Genomic DNA, 16,531 nt, shown 5'->3' with positions numbered 1-16,531 from the left:
CCCACACTTCGGAGTCCTCCATGGACCAGGACGTCGCAGCGAAAGAACAGCCCCGCTACATCAAGCTCAACGCGCGCGACAATGTCGCGATCGTGGTCAACGATTTCGGGCTCCCCGCCGGCTCCCGCTTCGCCTGCGGGCTGACGCTGCGCGCCTTCGTGCCGCAGGGACACAAGACGGCGCTGGTGGACATCGCGGAAGGTGCACCGATCGTCCGCTACGGCGAGGTGATCGGCTACGCGCTGTCGCCGATCCTGGCCGGCGAATGGGTCGACGAAGCGCGCATCCGCATGCCGGAGGCCCCTGCCCTCGACAAGCTCGAAATCTCGACCGCGGTCCCGGCGCAGCTGCCGCCGCTCGAAGGCTTCACGTTCGAAGGCTACCGCAACCCCGACGGTTCGGTCGGCACCAAGAACATCCTCGGCATCTCCTCCTCCGTGCAATGCGTCAAGGGCACGATGGAATATGCGGTGAAGCGCATCCGCGCCGAACTGCTCCCTAAATATCCGAACGTCGACGATGTCGTGCCGCTCACGCATGCCTATGGCTGCGGCGTCGCCATCACCGCGCCCGACGCGGTCGTGCCGATCCGTACGCTGCAGAACCTCGCGCTCAATCCCAATTTCGGCGGCGAGATCCTCGTGGTCGGTCTCGGCTGCGAGAAGCTCGCGCCCGAACGGCTGGTGCCGGAAGGCATCAGCGATGCCATCGTGCGCATGCAGGACGAGGCCTTTGACGGCTTCGGAGCGATCGTCGAGGCGATCATGACCCAGGCCGAAGCGCGGCTGAAAGTGCTCAACAGCCGCAAGCGCGAGACCTGTCCGGCCGCCGATCTCGTCATCGGCCTGCAATGCGGCGGCAGCGACGCCTTCTCCGGCGTCACCGCCAATCCCGCCGTCGGCTTCGCCGCGGATCTCCTGGTGCGCGCCGGCGCGACCGTGATGTTCTCGGAAGTGACGGAGGTGCGCGACGCCATCCAGCTCCTCACCCGCCGCGCCATCAACGAGGATGTCGGCCGCGCGCTGGTGCGTGAAATGGCCTGGTACGATTCCTATCTCGCCCGTGGCGGCGCCGACCGGAGCGCCAACACCACGCCCGGCAACAAGAAGGGCGGCCTCGCCAACATCGTCGAGAAGTCGCTCGGCTCGATCGTCAAGTCGGGTTCGTCCGCGATCACGGGCGTGCTCTCGCCCGGCGAGAAGGCGACGCAGAAGGGCATGCTGTTCGCGGCGACCCCCGCATCCGACTTCATCTGCGGCACGCTTCAGCTTGCCTCCGGGATGACGCTGCAGGTCTTCACCACCGGCCGCGGCACGCCCTATGGCCTCGCCGCCGCGCCCGTCATCAAGGTCGCGACCCGCAGCGAGCTTGCGCGGCGCTGGAAGGACCTGATCGATTTCGACGCCGGCGGCATCGCCACCGGAACGAAAACCATCGAGGAAACCGGTTGGGACCTGTTCCGCCTGATCCTCGAAGTTGCCAGCGGCCGGACGAAGCCATGGTCGGATCGCTGGGGCATCCACAACGATCTGACGCTGTTCAATCCGGCGCCGGTGACCTGAACGCAGCGAACGCGGCGGCATCCGCCATCGTCATTACGATTGCAGCGAAGTCATCCGGACTGGCGCGAGGGAAAGGCTTCGGTCCGCCGCGCCCGCAATGACGAGGCGCGACAGATCACCACCGCGAAGGCAACGGAGTTGCGCGCAACTACTGCTTCGGCCCCGGTGCCATCATGGCGCCGCCCTTCTTCATCGCCGGCACCGGCGGCTTCGCGGCGACGGCCTGCGCGGGCAGATATTTGGCGACGATGACGGGATCGACCTGGGCGAGGTTGGCGTCCGGCAGGCGGCTCCAGCTCTCGTCCTTGCCAAGCAGCGAAATGCCGAGATAGCCGCGCAGGGTCAGCGTCTGTCCATCCGGGCTGACCTTCATGTTGGCCTTCCAGATGTTGCCGTCGCGCGGGTTGAGCACGTTGCCGCCTTCGTATTTCAGGCCGTCGCGCTTCATGTTGCGGACGAAGGAGATGCCGAGCACGGGCGCGTTCTTGCGATCGTCCGTGCACTTGGTGCAGGCCTCGTTCGGATCGTCGCCGGGCCGCGGGAAGGTCTTCACGATCACGCCTTCGAAGACGCCGTTGTGGTCGATGAAGAGGAACCAGCCCACCGGCTTGCCGTCCTCGACCTTTTGCCAGAGGCCAGCGGCCGTAGGCTCAGCTGTTTGCGCCGCTGACGGCACGACTGCCGCGAGGGACAGCGCGAGCGCGAGAAAGGACAGAAGCCGAAAGCTGGAAAAGAAATTCCGCATCATGATCACCTTGCTAAAGCCACGACTGGAATGGCCGCAGACTACGGCGATTTCGCGAACGGTTCCAGCACCAGAACTGGGGCATGGCCTCCCGCCTGCGTCAATTGACACCGAGCTTCTTCTGCAGGCTGGAGGACGAGGTCGTGTATTGGAACACCAGCCGCTTCTCCGGATAGACGTAACGATGGGCTTTTTGCGACATCAGCGCGCCCTCGTGGAAGCCGCACAGGATCAGCTTGATCTTGCCCGGATAGGTGTTGATGTCGCCGATCGCGAAGATGCCGGGCACGTTGGTTTCGAACGCGCTGGTCTCGACCGGCACCAGATTGTTCTCCAGCGCGATGCCCCAGTTCGCGACCGGACCGAGCTTCATGGTCAGTCCGAAGAACGGAAGCATGGTGTCGCAGGAAATTTCGGCAACGCTATTGTCGTTGCCCTTGACGGTCGCGCCGGTCAGCCTGCCGTCGGCTCCCGAGAGTCCGGTGACCTGACCGAGCCGCAGATCCATCTTGCCGTCGGCCACCAGCGCGCGCATCTGTTCGACGCTGTGGGGTGCCGCGCGAAAATCGTCGCGCCGATGCAGCAGGGTGATCCGCTTGGCCAGCGGGTGAAGATTGAGCGTCCAGTCGAGCGCGGAGTCGCCGCCGCCGACGATCAGCACGTTCTTGTCGCGGAATGTTTCCATCTTGCGCACGGCATAGTGCACGGACGTGCCTTCATAGGCCTCGATTCCCGGCACCGGCGGACGCTTCGGCTGGAACGAGCCGCCGCCGGCCGCGATCACCACCACCTTGCATTCGAACACCTTGCCGGCGTCGGTGGTGCAGCGAAACAGCGGATCGCCGATCTTCTCCACCGTCTCGACCATCTCGCCGAGATGGAAGGTGGGATGGAACGGCTTGATCTGCTCCATCAGCGCGTCGGTGAGACCCTGCCCCGACACCTGCGGAATGCCGGGAATGTCGTAGATCGGCTTTTCCGGATAGAGCTCGGCGCACTGGCCGCCGACCTTGTCGAGGATGTCGATGAAATGCGCCTTCATGTCGAGAAGGCCAAGCTCGAAGGCGGCGAACAGACCGCAAGGGCCGGCGCCAATAATCAGCACATCGGTTTTGATCGCGTCGCTCATGTCGTCTCTTTATCGGTCGTTATCGGTTGGACGGCGCCCGGCGGGCAGAGGGGACCCTGCCTGTCTAGCCAACGGGGATGGATCAGGGAAGGCATAAAAGCGGGAGCGTCCCGCAGCCGCGCCCACTTGCCGGGTCAGGATAAGTGGGCTGTAACGAGGAAAGATATGACGGAGATCAACCGGTGAACGCACCAAGCCGCCAGGATACGGCGCCGCGCCTCGAGGACTACCCCTACCGCCTCAGCGACAACGTCCGCTTCGGCGACCTCGATCCCAACCACCACGTCAACAACGCGGTCTACGCCACCTATTTCGAGACCGGACGCGTGACGCTGATGAAGAGCCCGGAATACGGGCTGACCCCGCGGGGCCTCGCCTGGATCATGGTGCGGATCGACATCCACTTCCGCGCCGAGCTGCACTGGCCGAACACGATCGAACTCGGGCTCGGCGTGATCAAGCTCGGACGCACGTCCGTGACCTTCGAGCAGGTCGTGTTCTCACAGGGAAAGTGTATCGCCTCTGCGACTTCGGTCGGCGTGATGCTCGACGGAGCGACGCGCCGGCCCGCACCGCTCCCCGCGGAGGTGATCGAGAAGCTGAAGCCCTGGCACAAGCGCGGCGTCGAGGTCGCGCCCGGCACCTGACGTCGGATGCGGAATCAGGCCTGACGCTCCGGCGTCGCCACGACGAGACCGTCGAGCTCGTCGGCGACCTTGATCTGGCAGGACAGGCGCGAGTTCGGGCGCACGTCGAAGCCGAAGTCGAGCATGTCTTCTTCCATCGGCGTCGGGCTGCCGACCTTCTCGCGCCAGGCTTCGTCGACATAGACGTGGCAGGTTGCGCAGGCGCAGGCGCCGCCGCACTCGGCCTCGATGCCCGGAATGCTGTTGCGTATGGCGGCTTCCATCACGGTCGCGCCATTCTCGATTTCCACCGTGCGGGTTTCGCCCTTGTGGTCGACAAAGTGAATTTTGGCCATATGTGCTCGTGCTGCCGCGATGTTGGGAATGAAGGAGGGTCTGGGCTGTCCTATAACGGGTCGATCAGTCCGGCGCCATAGCGTTTTCGGACGAGGTGGATCCCGGCGCAGGCCAAGAAAACGCGTCAAAACAAGCGGCTGGAGTCCTGCCGGTTCTGAAGCGCGAGCCGCCCCATATTTTGCGGCGCGGACTAATGCTTCAGGATCGCCTCGATCGCGGTGCGGACCTCGACCACCGCCTCCTTCAGCGTGGCGAAGGCGCGGGGCGGGTTGTCTCCGGTCCGGATTGCCATCTCCAGGCCCGCGGCGGCATCGGCCACCGCAAAAGCGCCGATCCCGCGCGCCGATCCCTTGAGCTTGTGCGCGAGCGCGCCGGCCTCGGCGGGCAACGCCGCCATGGCGGCGATGAGCCGGACCGCCTGCTCGGCGAACATCGAGAGCACTTCCTGTTCCAACTCGACGTCGCCGAGGGTCATGCGGGACAGGTGCTCGAGATCCAGCGGGCTATCGAAGGGAGCAAGCGGTGGCGAGGGCATCCAGTCCATCCGTTGCAGTTCAGGCATCATGGCGCAGGTCCCGGCATTGCGCGACGTCCCGCCGGTCCGGCGGATTGGCTCCACGGAAGCATGGAAATGGTTAACGAAACGTTTGGGGGGCTTTGCCCAATTCCGCCAGCATATTGACGAAAAGTTGCCGCAATCGGCCGAGTCCCGTGGAGAATTTCATTTAGTGCGAGGGTGTTACGCCGCGATCCTGTTAACGATGATTAAGATTGTCTTAATCCCGGGCATTTCATTCGCGACGCTCTGCCAATAGGATGTTGCGGAAATTGGCGGACAAGCCGTCCGGGTGGGGACGGCTCGGGACTCCGCGCGAGCGGCATGAACCGGTCTGTGGGCTTGCGCCTCGCGCAGGGCTCGCGGGGGACGCGTACAAGTTAAAGAGGGCTCAGGCTGAACATGGCGAACACTCCCAAGAAGGTCAAAGACCCCACGGAAGTTGCGCTTTCCGCGATCCAGGAAGCGCTGAACATCAGCGACACGGCTGCGGACACCAGCCGCAACGCATCCTCGGTGCGCAACGAGACGACATCTGCCGTGACGCCGCCGGCGCCGGCGGTATTCGACGAGCCGGGCTTCGAGCCCCGTCCGGCCGCGAACGAGCGTTCGATGTTCGACACGATCGAGGAGCCGCGCGGCTCCCGACGGCCCGCCAATGACGACCGCGAGACCATCGGCCAGCTGCTCCAGGCGCTGCAGAAGGGTCGCCCTGCCCGCAGCGTCTACACCTTCGCCACGGTCTTCGCCGGCATCTGGATCGTCGCCTGCGCCGCGCTGACCTTCGGGTTCCTGCCCTCGATCCAGGCCGCCATGGGCCAGAGCGGCGGCGTGCTGGTTCTCGCCGGCCTCGTCGCGCTGTTCTTCGCGCCGGTGATGCTGTTCTACTTCCTCGCGAGCCTCGCCTGGCGCGGCCAGGAGATGCGCATGATCGCGCAGGCGATGGCGCAGGTCGCCATCCGCTTCTCCGAGCCGGAAGGATCGGCTTCCGATTCCATGGTCACCGTCGGCCAGGCCATCCGCCGCGAGGTCGCGGCGATGGGCGACGGCATCGAACGCGCGATCGCGCGCGCCGGCGAACTCGAGACGCTGGTCGCCAACGAGGTCGCGGCCCTCGAACGCGCCTATTCCGACAACGAAGTGCGCATCCGCGCCCTGCTCCAGGACATCGCGCACCAGCGCGACAACCTGGTCGGCCAGGCCGAGCAGGTCCGCAGCGCCATCTCCGGCGTGCAGATCGACCTGCGCCACGACATCGCTCTGATCTCGGATGCGATCGCCTCGCGCGTCGACGAGGTCGCCAAGAGCATCACCGGCGCTCTCGAGGAGCGCGGCGCCCACATCACCCAGGCGCTGAGCAATGCCGGCGACAACATGATCCTGGCGCTCGGCGAGCGTGGCGGCGACCTGCTCGACCGCCTCGAGGAGGCCAGCAACGAGACCACGCGCGCGGTGCTCGACGCCAGCGAGCGGCTGACCACCAGCCTCAACTTCAAGACCGGCCACGTCCACGACGAGTTCGTCGATCTCGCCGACCGCGTCCACGAGATGCTGAACGAGCGCATCGACCGCATCACCGGCGAGTTCGAGCAGCGCTCCTCGGCGATCGTCGACGGCATCTCCGATCGCACCGAGCAGGTGCACGACTCCCTGAAGAACTCGTCGGACTCGCTGCTGCTCGAGCTCGAGCTGCGCAGCAACGACCTCTCCGCCAAGATCGACGACGCCGGCAACCGCCTCGCCGGCCAGATCATGACCTCCGGGGACAAGGCGAGCGAAGCGCTCGACGCCACCGTGAACACGCTGGTCGCCAAGGTCGTGAGCCAGACCGAGACCGCGCACGACTCGCTGTCGCTGCAGATGAGCGCCTTCGACGAACTGGTGAAGAACCAGGGCTCCGAGCTGGTCGAGAGGTTCGCCCGCGATTCCGGCACGCTCGGCTCGCTGATCACGCGCCACATCTCCGAGTTCGACCGCACCGTGAAGACCTTCGGCGGCGAGATCGTCGACCGCATGGGCCAGCGCACGCAGGACATCGCCGACACGCTGAAGACCTACGTCGACAATTTCGACACCCGCTTCACCTCCAACGGCGGCCAGATCACGGCGGCGCTCGACCAGCGCCTGGTGCAGTTCGAGACCACGATCGGTGAACGCGTCACCAATCTCGACGCCTCGCTCAACGGCAGGATCGCCGGCCTGGACAGCACGCTCGACGGCCACATCAGGACCTTCGACGAGCAGCTCGGCGGCCGCGTCACGGCGCTCGAACAGTCGTTCGACACCCGCGCCAGGTCCGTCACCGAGACCATCGACGGACGTCTCGGCACGCTCGCGACCTCGCTCACGGACGGCGCGGCGCAGGCGATCCAGTCCATCGACTCTCGCCTCACCCACCTGACGACGTCGCTGACCGACGGCGCATCGCAGACCATCCAGTCGATCGATACGCGCTTGACCCACCTCACGACGACGCTCACGGGCGGCGCCACGCAGGCGCTCGAGTCCATCGACTCCCGCCTCACCTACCTGACCACCGCTCTGACCAACGGCGCCTCGCAGGCCGTGCAGTCGATCGACACCCGCCTCACCCTGCTGACCTCCACGCTCACGGACGGCACGGCACAGGCCATCGACGCGGTCGACCGCCGCATCACCGGCGTCACCGAGACCATCGACGGCCGCAGCATGCATCTGACCGACACGGTCGCGGCCCGCTTCCAGGACATCCACCAGGCCATCGAGACCAAGGTCGGCTCGGTCGCCAACGACATCGACGTCCGCGTGGCGCAGTTCGAGGATCTCCTCGGTTCGCGCGTCGAGGCCGTCGCGGGCCGCATCGAGAGCAGCGGACGCCAGGCCAGCGAGGACCTGATGTCCCGCGCCGAGATGATCTCCACCACGATCCGCTCGCATGTCGAGGACGCCGAGCGCTCGCTCACCAACCTCGTCGTCAACACCAGCGAGACGATCCAGACCGGCGCCCGCACCGCGCAGCAGTCGCTGATGACGGTCTCCTCGGACGTCAACGCCCAGCTCAAGATGACCTCCGCCGAGGTCGAACGCGCGCTGACCGCGGTCGGCACCGGTGCCGCGAACTCGATCCTGACCAGCGCCCGCGAGGCACAGTCGACGCTCGTCGCGGCCTCGGGCGATGCGTCCAACCAGATCAAGTCGCTGTCGTCCGACGTCGAGCGCACGCTGTCGGCGGCAGGCTCGGCGACCGCGGCCTCGATCCTGGCCGGCGCCCGCGAGGTGCAGACCACGCTCATCACCGCCTCCTCGGATGCGGCCAACCACGTCAAGACGCTCACCGCCGACGTGCAGCGTTCGCTGTCGATGGCCGGCTCGACCACGGCCGAGTCGATCACCGCCGGCGCCCGCGATGCGCAGAGCTCGCTGATCGCGGCCTCGACCGAGACCGCCAACCAGATCAAGGCGCTGTCCTCCGACATGCAGCGTTCGCTCTCGATGGCGGGCACCTCGACGGCCGAGACCATCACGGCCGGCGCCCGTGAGGCCCAGAACACCCTGGTCACGGCGTCCTCGGACGCGGCGAGCCAGGTCAAGTCGCTCGCGATCGAAGTGCATCGCTCGCTCTCGCAGGCCGGCCAGTCGACCGCCGAGACGATCACGGCGAGCGCCCGCGACGCCCAGAGCACCCTCCTCGCGGTCTCGGCCGAGCAGACCGGCCAGGTCCGTTCGCTGGCCGCCGAAATGCAGCGCGCGCTGGCGACCGCCGGCGGCGCCACCATCGAGGCGCTCACCAGCGGCGTGCGCGAGGCACAGGGCACGCTGATCACCGCCTCCACCGACGCGGCGAGCCAGATCAAGTCGCTGACGACGGACATCGAGCGCACCCTGACCTCGGTCGGCGCCGACACCGCGGCGACGATCCTCAGCAGCGCCCGCGAGGCGCAGTCGTCCCTGACCTCGACCTCGGCGGACGCCGCGAGCCAGATCCGCACGATCTCCACCGAGATCGAGCGCGCGCTGAGCACGGCGACCACGAATGCGACCAACGACATCCAGACCAGCGCGCTCAACGCCCAGAATGCGCTGATCTCCGCCTCCAACGAGGCGAGCTCGCGGGTCAAGACGAGCTCCGCCGACGTCGAGCGCTCGGTGCTCGCCGCCAGCAGCAGCTTCGGCCAGGCCATGACCGGCAAGACCGACGAGATCGTCACTTACGTGCAGCAGCAGGCCGACCGTCTCTCGAACATGATCGACGCCAAGCGCGGCGCTCTGGTCGATGCGATCGGCTCGAAGACCAGCCAGCTCACCCTCGACATCGACCGCGTCACCTCCGACGCGCTGAAGTCGATCGAGACGCGCGGCCACGCCTTCTCGCAGACGATGATGGGCAACGGCTCCGAAGTGGCCCGTACCATCAACACCGCGAGCGAGCTCGCCACCGGCGCGGTCGGCAAGTCGCTCAAGGACCTCGAGCAGGCCTCGCGCGCGGCCATCGACCAGTCGCGCCAGGTCTCGATCGCGGCCGTCACCGAGATGCAGGAGACCAGCAAGATCCTGCGCACCGACACGGTGGCCCTGTTCGAGCGGCTCCGCGAAGGCAACATCCTCCTCCAGGAGGTGCTGACCGGCGCTCACGACAACCTCAACTCGCTCGAGCGGGCGCTGGTGACGCGCGTCGCCGACTTCGTCTCGGCGATGAACGACGTCACCTCGCGCAACGGCGCGGCGACGCAGAACCTGGAAGACCAGCTCAACGTCTTCAACACGAAGACCACGAAGGCGCTCCAGGACCTCGGCGAGCTGTCGACCCAGTTCGACGCGCACGGCAAGGCGCTGGTCGATGCCGCGCAGGTCGTCGAGCAGAGCAACAAGAACACCACCGCTTCGCTCGCCGAACGCAAGCAGGCGCTGGAATCGCTGGTCACCACGATCGACCTGCGCACGACCGATCTCGACCAGCGTCTGTCGCGCTTCACCGGCCTGCTCGATGAATCGCTGGCGGCTGCCGAAGAGCGTGCCCGCGACATCGCCCGCGTCGTCGCGGAGACCGCCGGCGCAGGCTCGGCCGCGATCACCCGCCAGTTCGAAGCGGTGCGCGCGGCGTCCGAGGAGGAGCACCGCCAGACCATCGACGCGATGCACGACATCTACCGCCAGACCACCGACGAGGCGGATGCGATGTTCAAGCAGTCGACGGAGCGGTTCACCAACCTCGTCTCCAGCATGAAGCAGATGGCGTACGAGATGCACAACGAGCTCGAAGCCACCCGCAACGAGCTGCGCCGCGGCGTACTCGAGATGCCGCAGGAGGCCGCCGAGAGCACTGCGCAGATGCGCAAGGTGATCGTCGACCAGATCGAGGCCCTCGCCGAGCTCAACCGCATCGTGGCCCAGCATGGCCGCGGCCTCGACGTCTCGACGGCGGGCCGTGCCAGCGTGCAGCAGCGCCAGGAAGAGCCGATGCTGGCAACCGCCGGCACGCGCACCGAGACCCGCATGCGCGACACCGGCAGCGCCTCGACGCTTCCGCCGCCGGACCTCGGCATGCCGGCCTCCTCGCGCCGCACCGAAGCGCCGCCGGTCGCGCCCGCGGGCAACGACCAGGGCCGCGACGGCTGGCTGTCGGATCTGCTGAACCGCACGGACGCCAACCAGGGCGCTCCGACCGGCCGTGAAGCTTCGCCGCGCGCTCGCCCGGCTCCCGCTCCGCAGCCGCAGGCTCCGCAGAGCGCCGGCAATCCGCTGGAGTCGCTGTCGCTCGACATCGGCCGTCTGATGGACCGCAACCTCGCCGCCGAGATGTGGGATCGCTACCAGCGCGGCGAGAACAAGGCCTTCACCAAGCGCCTCTACACGCCCGCCGGCCAGAAGGCCTTCGACGAGGTCGCCCGCAAGTATCGCTCCGACCGCAACTTCAAGGGAACGGTCGACCGCTACATCGCGGAGTTCGAGCGCCTGCTCGACGAGGTCGCCCGCGACGGCCGCGGCCCGCAGGAGCTGCGCAGCCACCTGACCTCGGAGACGGGTCTGGTCTACACCCTGCTCGCGCACGCGGCGGGCCGGCTGGGATAAGGCAAGGCCCGCGAACAGCGCGAGGCGAACGGCGAATGAAAAGCGGAGCCCTCACGGGCTCCGTTTTTGTTTGTGCGCGACGTTGCGGGACCATCATGGCCCGCATGGAGCGCGGCGGAACGCGGTGAAAGACCCGGATAGCGCTTCGCCCCGTCCAGGCTGCGAAATTACGAGATCCGCACGCCACTTCCCTGCACCGTCATTGCAAGCAGCGCAGCGACGAAGCAATCCAGACTGCATCCGCGGAGACAGCCTGGATTGCTCCGCCACTGCCAAGGCTTCGGCGGACACCTCGCTGTGCTCGCAATGACGAGAGACGGATTCCGCGAGCTCGCCCGTCCGCCTACCGCCTGCGTTCCGTCGCGGGCGGCTTCGGCGGCTCGGGCGGCGGGGCCGGCTGGGAGCTGTTGCTGGCGCCGAACAGGACGCGGGTCGGGTTGCGGTCGAAATTGTTCACGGCGCGGCTGATGTCGCCGAGGGTACGGCGGCCGTCGGTCATCAGGGCGCCCGAGCGCTTGTCGAAGTCTTCGGCCAGTTCGCGGATCGACTTCACGGCCTGGAACAGCTCGCCGCCGTCCTTGCCGCCGGCCAGCGTGTTCAGGCCGAGCATGAGGTTGTCGGCCTTGAGCATCACGCCGTCGACCTTGGCCATGACGACGTCGATCTTCTCGGAGTTGCGGGCGAGCGAGTTGGTGAAGGTCTCGAGGTTCTTCAGCGAGTTCTTCACCGATTCCTGATTGTCGGCGACGATCTTGTTGATGTTCTGCAGCGTGCCGCGGATCGCCTCGGTGACGTCCTGCAGCTTGTTCGGATCGGCCGTCAGCGTCGGGATGCCGTCCTGGTCGAGCGGCGGAGGGGCAGCCGCCTCCTCCCCGCCCTTGAGCGAGATCGCGGCGACGCCGGTGAGGCCCTGGAATTCGAGGCCGACCAGCGTGTCCTTGCGGATCGGGGCGTTGTTCTCGATCATCGCGAGTGCGACAACCCGCCGCGGGTTGTCCAGCTTCACCGAGACCACCTCGCCCACCCGGATACCGTTGAAATTGACGCTGCCGCCGTTGCGCAGGCCCGCGGCCGGGCCCTCGAACACGACGCGCAGGGGGCTGCGCTGCTTGGTGGTGTGCAGCGACTGGAACCACAGCACGAAGCCGATCGCGGCGGCGATCACCGCCAGCGTGAAGGATCCGATCAGTACGTAATTCGCCCGCGTTTCCATCAGGTGCTCCGGCTGTTCAACCCATGACCGCGCGGGCGCGCTTGCCGTGGAAATATTGCCTCAGCCAGGGATGCTGCGAGGCCTGCATGTCGGCCATCGACCCTGCCGCAATGATCTTACCGTTCCCTAAAACGGCAATGCGGTCACAGGCTGTGTAGAGGCTGTCGAGGTCGTGGGTTACCATGAAAACGGTCAGGCCCAAAGTGCGCTGAAGCGTCCTGACCAGTTCGTCGAAGTCGCCTGCGCCGATCGGGTCGAGGCCCGAGGTCGGCTCGTCCAGAAAGACCAGGTCCGGGTCGAGCGACAGTGCGCGTGCGAGCGCGACGCGCTTGATCATGCCGCCGGACAGTTCCGAGGGAAAGCGCTCGGCCACGTCCGGCTTGAGCCCGACCATGGTCAGCTTGGCGATCGTGATCTCGTCCATCAGCCGCTGCGACACCCGGAGATATTCGCGCATCGGAAACTGGATGTTCTGCCGCACCGTCAGCGAGGAGAACAGCGCCCCCTGCTGGAACAGCACGCCCCAGCGCCGCTCCACGCCGCGACGCTGTGGGCCGCTGGAGGCGTCGAGGTCGACGCCGAACACCTCGATGCTTCCGGCCACCTTCGGCACCAGGCCGATGATGGTGCGCGTCAGCACCGACTTGCCCGCGCCGGACGGGCCGACGAAGCCGAGGATCTCGCCGCGCCTGACGTCGAGGTTGAGGCCGTCGAGCACCCGCGTCGCACCGAACTGCACGGTGATGTCGCGCACGCGGATGATGGGATCTGGCGTCGCGTTCCGGATGTCCTGGGCCATCGTCACATCCCGATCGACGCGAAGAAGATCGCGAACACGCCGTCCATGACGATGACGAAGAAGATGCCCTTCACCACCGACGACGTCGTGTGCTGGCCCAGCGATTCCGCGCTGCCCTGCACCGCGAGGCCCTCGACGCAGGCGACGATGCCGATCACGGCGGCCATCACCGGGGCCTTCACGATGCCGACGATGAAATGGTCGATCGAGATCGCATCGCGCAGGCGCAGCAGGAACGCCTCGGGATCGACGCCGCCATAGAGCCACGCGACGAGGCCGCCGCCGTAGAGCGCGGCCATCGCGCCGAGGAAGGCGAGGATCGGCAGCGCCAGCACCAGGGCCAGCATGCGCGGCAGCACCAGAACCTCGATCGGGTCGAACCCCATGGTGCGCAGCGCGTCGATCTCCTCGCGCATCTTCATCGAGCCGAGCTCGGCGGTGTAGGCGCTCCCCGAGCGGCCCGCGACCATGATCGCCACCAGCAGGACGCCGATCTCGCGCAGCACCAGCACGCCGAGCATGTCGACGACGAAGATGTCGGCGCCGAAGCGGCGGAAATGGAAGATGCCCTGCTGGGCGATGATGCAGCCGATCAGGAAGGTAATCAGCACGATGATCGGCACCGCGCGCCAGCAGACCTGCTCCATGTGGTGCACGGTCGAGGTCAGGCGGAACGAGCGCGGGTGGATCAGCACGCGGCCGCCGGCCGCGAGCACGGCGCCGAGCATGTCGATCAGGCTCGCCACGGTGCCGCCGATGCCGGCGACGGTGCGGCCGATCTGCTCTAGCATGCCGGTGATGGTGATGGTGCCGGTGTCGATCACGGGCGTCGCCCGCACCCGGCGCACCTCGTCGACGAGGCTCGAATAATTTGCCGAGAGCCCGGCGATCTGCGCCTCGACGGCCCCTTGCGTGAGGCTGCGGCGCAGCCGCTCGATCAGCCAGGCGCCGAACGTATCGAGCTGGGCGACCTCCGAGACATCGATGAAGACGCTCTGCGGGCCGCCGGCGAGCTTCTCCGCATCGGCGACGATCCGCTCGAGCAGCGGCGCGAAGCGCGCGGTCCAGGTCCCGGTGGCACAAAGCGCCAGCGCGTTGCCCTTCGCGATCCGTTCCAGCTTCGGATCGCCGCTCAAGATGTCCGCTCCCGCGCCGGGACGGAGAAAAACGATTGGTTGCGCACGCGCCCTTACCTAGAAAAGGTACCCCCAACTGGCCATTGTTAGTTGCTAGAGGTAACCAGCAGGTTCAGATTTCGCCAGAGTTCAAAATGACTTCCAGCAAAGTTCCGGCACTTCGCGCGCGAATCGAGCGCTTTCCCATCACCGGGAGCTTCACCATCAGCCGGGGCGCCAAGACGGAAGCCGTGACCGTCGTGGCCGAAGTCAGCCGGAACGGCCTCGCCGGCCGGGGTGAATGCGTGCCCTATCCTCGTTACGGCGAGACGCCGGAGGCTACGCTTGCTGCCATCGAGGCCATGCAGGACGCGGTCGCCGGCGGTCTCACGCGGCAAGCCCTGCAGGCCGCCATGCCGCCGGGAGCAGCCCGCAACGCGCTCGATTGCGCCCTGATCGACCTCGAGGCCAAGGCGGCGGGCCTGCGGGCCTGGAACCTGCTGGACCGCCCGGTGCCGGGCGAGCGCACCACGGCCTACACGATCTCGCTGGGGACGCCGGAGGCCATGGCCGCGGCGACCGCCCGGGCGGCGCACAGGCCGCTGCTCAAGATCAAGCTCGGTGGCGAGGGCGATGCGGAGCGGATCGCCGCCGTCCGCAAGGCCGCCCCCGAATCCGAGCTGATCGTCGACGCCAACGAAGCCTGGACCGAGGCCAACCTGCAACACAATCTCGCCGCCTGCGACGCCGTCGGCGTCACGCTGGTGGAGCAGCCGCTGCCGGCCGGCAAGGACGACGCGCTGGCGCAGATCAGGCGCCCGCTCGCGGTCTGCGCCGACGAGAGCGTGCATGACCGCGGCTCCCTGGCGCCCCTGCGCGAGCGCTACGACGCCGTGAACATCAAGCTCGACAAGACCGGCGGCCTCACCGAGGCGCTGGCGATGGCCGACGCCGCGCAGGCCCTCGGTTTCGAGATCATGATCGGCTGCATGGTCGCGACCTCGCTCTCGATGGCGCCCGCGATGCTGGTCACCCCGCAGGCGCGCTTCGTCGATCTCGACGGGCCGCTGTTGCTCGCGCGCGATCGCGACCACGCCCTGCGCTATGACGGCAGCCTGGTCTATCCGCCCGACGCCGCGCTGTGGGGATGAGCCTTGAGATGGGGCCGCGCCGCCCAGATCACGAGCGCACCGGCGGCGGCCATCGCCGCCATGACGTAGTAGAGATCGTCGCCGATCCGCGCGTAGATCGCGCCTGAGGCGATCGAGGTCGCCGCGCCCAGGAGCCCGTTGCACGCGACGTAATAGCCCTGCCCCCGCGCGATCTGGTGCGAGGGCACGCGCTGCACCAGCAGGTTCATGGTGCCGACGATCGTCATCCCGAAGGTGAGGCCGTGGCCGAGCTGCACGATCGCAAGCAGCGCGAGCGGCGGCTCCTGCGCCGTGACGATCCAGCGCACGACCGCGCTCGCGCCGCCGATCGCGATCAGCGAGGACGCATGCAGCGAGAAACGCGGCGACAGCGCGAAGACGGCGATCTCCGCGATCACGCCGAGCGTCCAGAGGCCCGCGATGGTGACCCCACCGAGGCCCTGGGCCTGCCAGTTGATGGCCGAGAACGTGTAATAGGCGACGTGGCTACCCTGGATCAGCGCGGCCGAGGCGATCACGGCCCAGAAGCCGCCGTCGCGCAGCAGCGCCTTGCCGGCATGCGTCTCCGTCGTCTTTCGCCTGACGTCGTCGAGCGGCTGCAGGAACAGGCTGGCGAGCACCGCGACGATGGCCCACGCGACGATGACCCAGATCAACCTGCTCGCGGCGATGCTGTCGACGAGATAGCCGCAGGCGAGCGAGCCCGCGGCGAAGGCCGCCGAACCCCACAACCGCAGCGGGCCGTAATCGAGCCCGTAGCGCGCGACGCCGCGCAACGCATAGGCGTCGGTCAGCGGGTTGGTCGGCGTCCACATCATGCAGGTGAGCGCGTAGATCAGGAACAGCGCGAGCGGTTGCTGCTGCAAGCCGACCGCCGTGAACCCGATCGCGGTGGCCAGCACCGACACCATCATGCCGGCGCGGATGGCGTGCCGCTTTTCGGCAAGGGCCGTGATTTGCGGCAACGTGGTGAAGCGCGTGATCGCCGGCAGCGCGTTGATGATGCCGATCCATGACGGATCGATGCCGATCGCCTTGAGCCAGACCGGGAAGAACGGCAGATGCGTGCCCGACACGGCGAATACGGCCGAGTAGAACAGGGCGAGTCCCACCGCGAATCGCCGTTTCACGGATGCAGGCGTGGGGATTTGTGATTCGCGTGCCATCAAACCAATTGCGATTCGGTCGATATCGTGGTGATCGTTACATAACGCGCAGTGATTTGCGCGA

The 16,531-nt window shown here is 67.1% G+C and carries 12 protein-coding genes; 4 read left to right on the top strand and 8 right to left on the bottom strand.

Annotation, left to right across the window (positions count from 1 at the left end; genetic code table 11):
• The first annotated feature begins 20 nt into the window (after positions 1-20).
• The gene (gene garD / locus QM712_RS09730) at positions 21-1,562 is read left to right on the top strand and encodes a galactarate dehydratase (protein ID WP_415022869.1); all 1,542 of its coding nucleotides are present in this window, start codon (positions 21-23) and stop codon (positions 1,560-1,562) included.
• A gap of 148 nt (positions 1,563-1,710) precedes the next feature.
• On the opposite strand, the gene QM712_RS09725 is transcribed toward garD, so the two are convergent.
• Both QM712_RS09725 and QM712_RS09720 read right to left on the bottom strand, forming a co-directional pair.
• Entirely contained in the window at positions 1,711-2,307 is a 597-nt protein-coding gene (locus QM712_RS09725; RefSeq protein ID WP_415022868.1) for a DUF2147 domain-containing protein, read from the bottom strand.
• 100 nt (positions 2,308-2,407) lie between these two features.
• Positions 2,408-3,436 carry an NAD(P)/FAD-dependent oxidoreductase gene (locus tag QM712_RS09720; protein WP_415022867.1) on the bottom strand — a complete coding sequence of 343 codons (1,029 nt, stop codon included), beginning with the start codon at positions 3,434-3,436 and terminating at the stop codon, positions 2,408-2,410.
• A 182-nt stretch (positions 3,437-3,618) separates the two neighbouring features.
• Here QM712_RS09720 and QM712_RS09715 point away from each other — a divergent pair, with 182 nt between their 5' ends.
• Positions 3,619-4,083: an acyl-CoA thioesterase gene (locus QM712_RS09715; protein ID WP_415022866.1), complete on the top strand. Its 465-nt coding sequence runs from the start codon at positions 3,619-3,621 to the stop codon at positions 4,081-4,083.
• A gap of 14 nt (positions 4,084-4,097) precedes the next feature.
• Here the strand turns inward: QM712_RS09715 and QM712_RS09710 are convergent, their stop codons facing one another.
• The gene (locus tag QM712_RS09710; RefSeq protein WP_415022865.1) at positions 4,098-4,418 is read right to left on the bottom strand and encodes a 2Fe-2S iron-sulfur cluster-binding protein; all 321 of its coding nucleotides are present in this window, start codon (positions 4,416-4,418) and stop codon (positions 4,098-4,100) included.
• Between the two features lie 191 nt (positions 4,419-4,609).
• Positions 4,610-4,984: an Hpt domain-containing protein gene (locus tag QM712_RS09705; RefSeq protein ID WP_415022864.1), complete on the bottom strand. Its 375-nt coding sequence runs from the start codon at positions 4,982-4,984 to the stop codon at positions 4,610-4,612.
• A 393-nt stretch (positions 4,985-5,377) separates the two neighbouring features.
• On the opposite strand from QM712_RS09705, the gene QM712_RS09700 reads away from it, so the two are divergent.
• A complete protein-coding gene (locus QM712_RS09700; RefSeq protein WP_415022863.1) occupies positions 5,378-11,023 on the top strand; it encodes a negative regulator of septation ring formation in 5,646 nt (1,881 codons plus the stop codon).
• Between the two features lie 343 nt (positions 11,024-11,366).
• Here the strand turns inward: QM712_RS09700 and QM712_RS09695 are convergent, their stop codons facing one another.
• From QM712_RS09695 to QM712_RS09685, 3 genes are read right to left on the bottom strand one after another with little or no spacing between them, the layout of a single operon-like run.
• The gene (locus QM712_RS09695) at positions 11,367-12,236 is read right to left on the bottom strand and encodes an MlaD family protein (protein WP_415022862.1); all 870 of its coding nucleotides are present in this window, start codon (positions 12,234-12,236) and stop codon (positions 11,367-11,369) included.
• A gap of 16 nt (positions 12,237-12,252) precedes the next feature.
• A complete protein-coding gene (locus QM712_RS09690; RefSeq protein ID WP_415022861.1) occupies positions 12,253-13,035 on the bottom strand; it encodes an ABC transporter ATP-binding protein in 783 nt (260 codons plus the stop codon).
• 2 nt (positions 13,036-13,037) lie between these two features.
• Positions 13,038-14,171: an MlaE family ABC transporter permease gene (locus QM712_RS09685; protein ID WP_415022860.1), complete on the bottom strand. Its 1,134-nt coding sequence runs from the start codon at positions 14,169-14,171 to the stop codon at positions 13,038-13,040.
• Positions 14,172-14,305: 134 nt separating this feature from the next.
• On the opposite strand from QM712_RS09685, the gene dgcA reads away from it, so the two are divergent.
• Positions 14,306-15,301: an N-acetyl-D-Glu racemase DgcA gene (gene dgcA, locus QM712_RS09680; RefSeq protein ID WP_415022859.1), complete on the top strand. Its 996-nt coding sequence runs from the start codon at positions 14,306-14,308 to the stop codon at positions 15,299-15,301.
• Here the strand turns inward: dgcA and QM712_RS09675 are convergent.
• Complete coding sequence (locus QM712_RS09675; protein ID WP_415022858.1) at positions 15,271-16,467, bottom strand: MFS transporter; 1,197 nt, start codon at positions 16,465-16,467, stop codon at positions 15,271-15,273. The genes dgcA and QM712_RS09675 overlap by 31 nt on opposite strands.
• Between the last annotated feature and the right edge of the window lie 64 nt (positions 16,468-16,531).

The organism is Bradyrhizobium sp., assembly GCF_047605465.1.
Lineage (GTDB): Bacteria > Pseudomonadota > Alphaproteobacteria > Rhizobiales > Xanthobacteraceae > Bradyrhizobium.
Note: the sequence above shows the minus strand (reverse complement) of the source record. Positions and strands in the feature narration are given on the sequence as shown.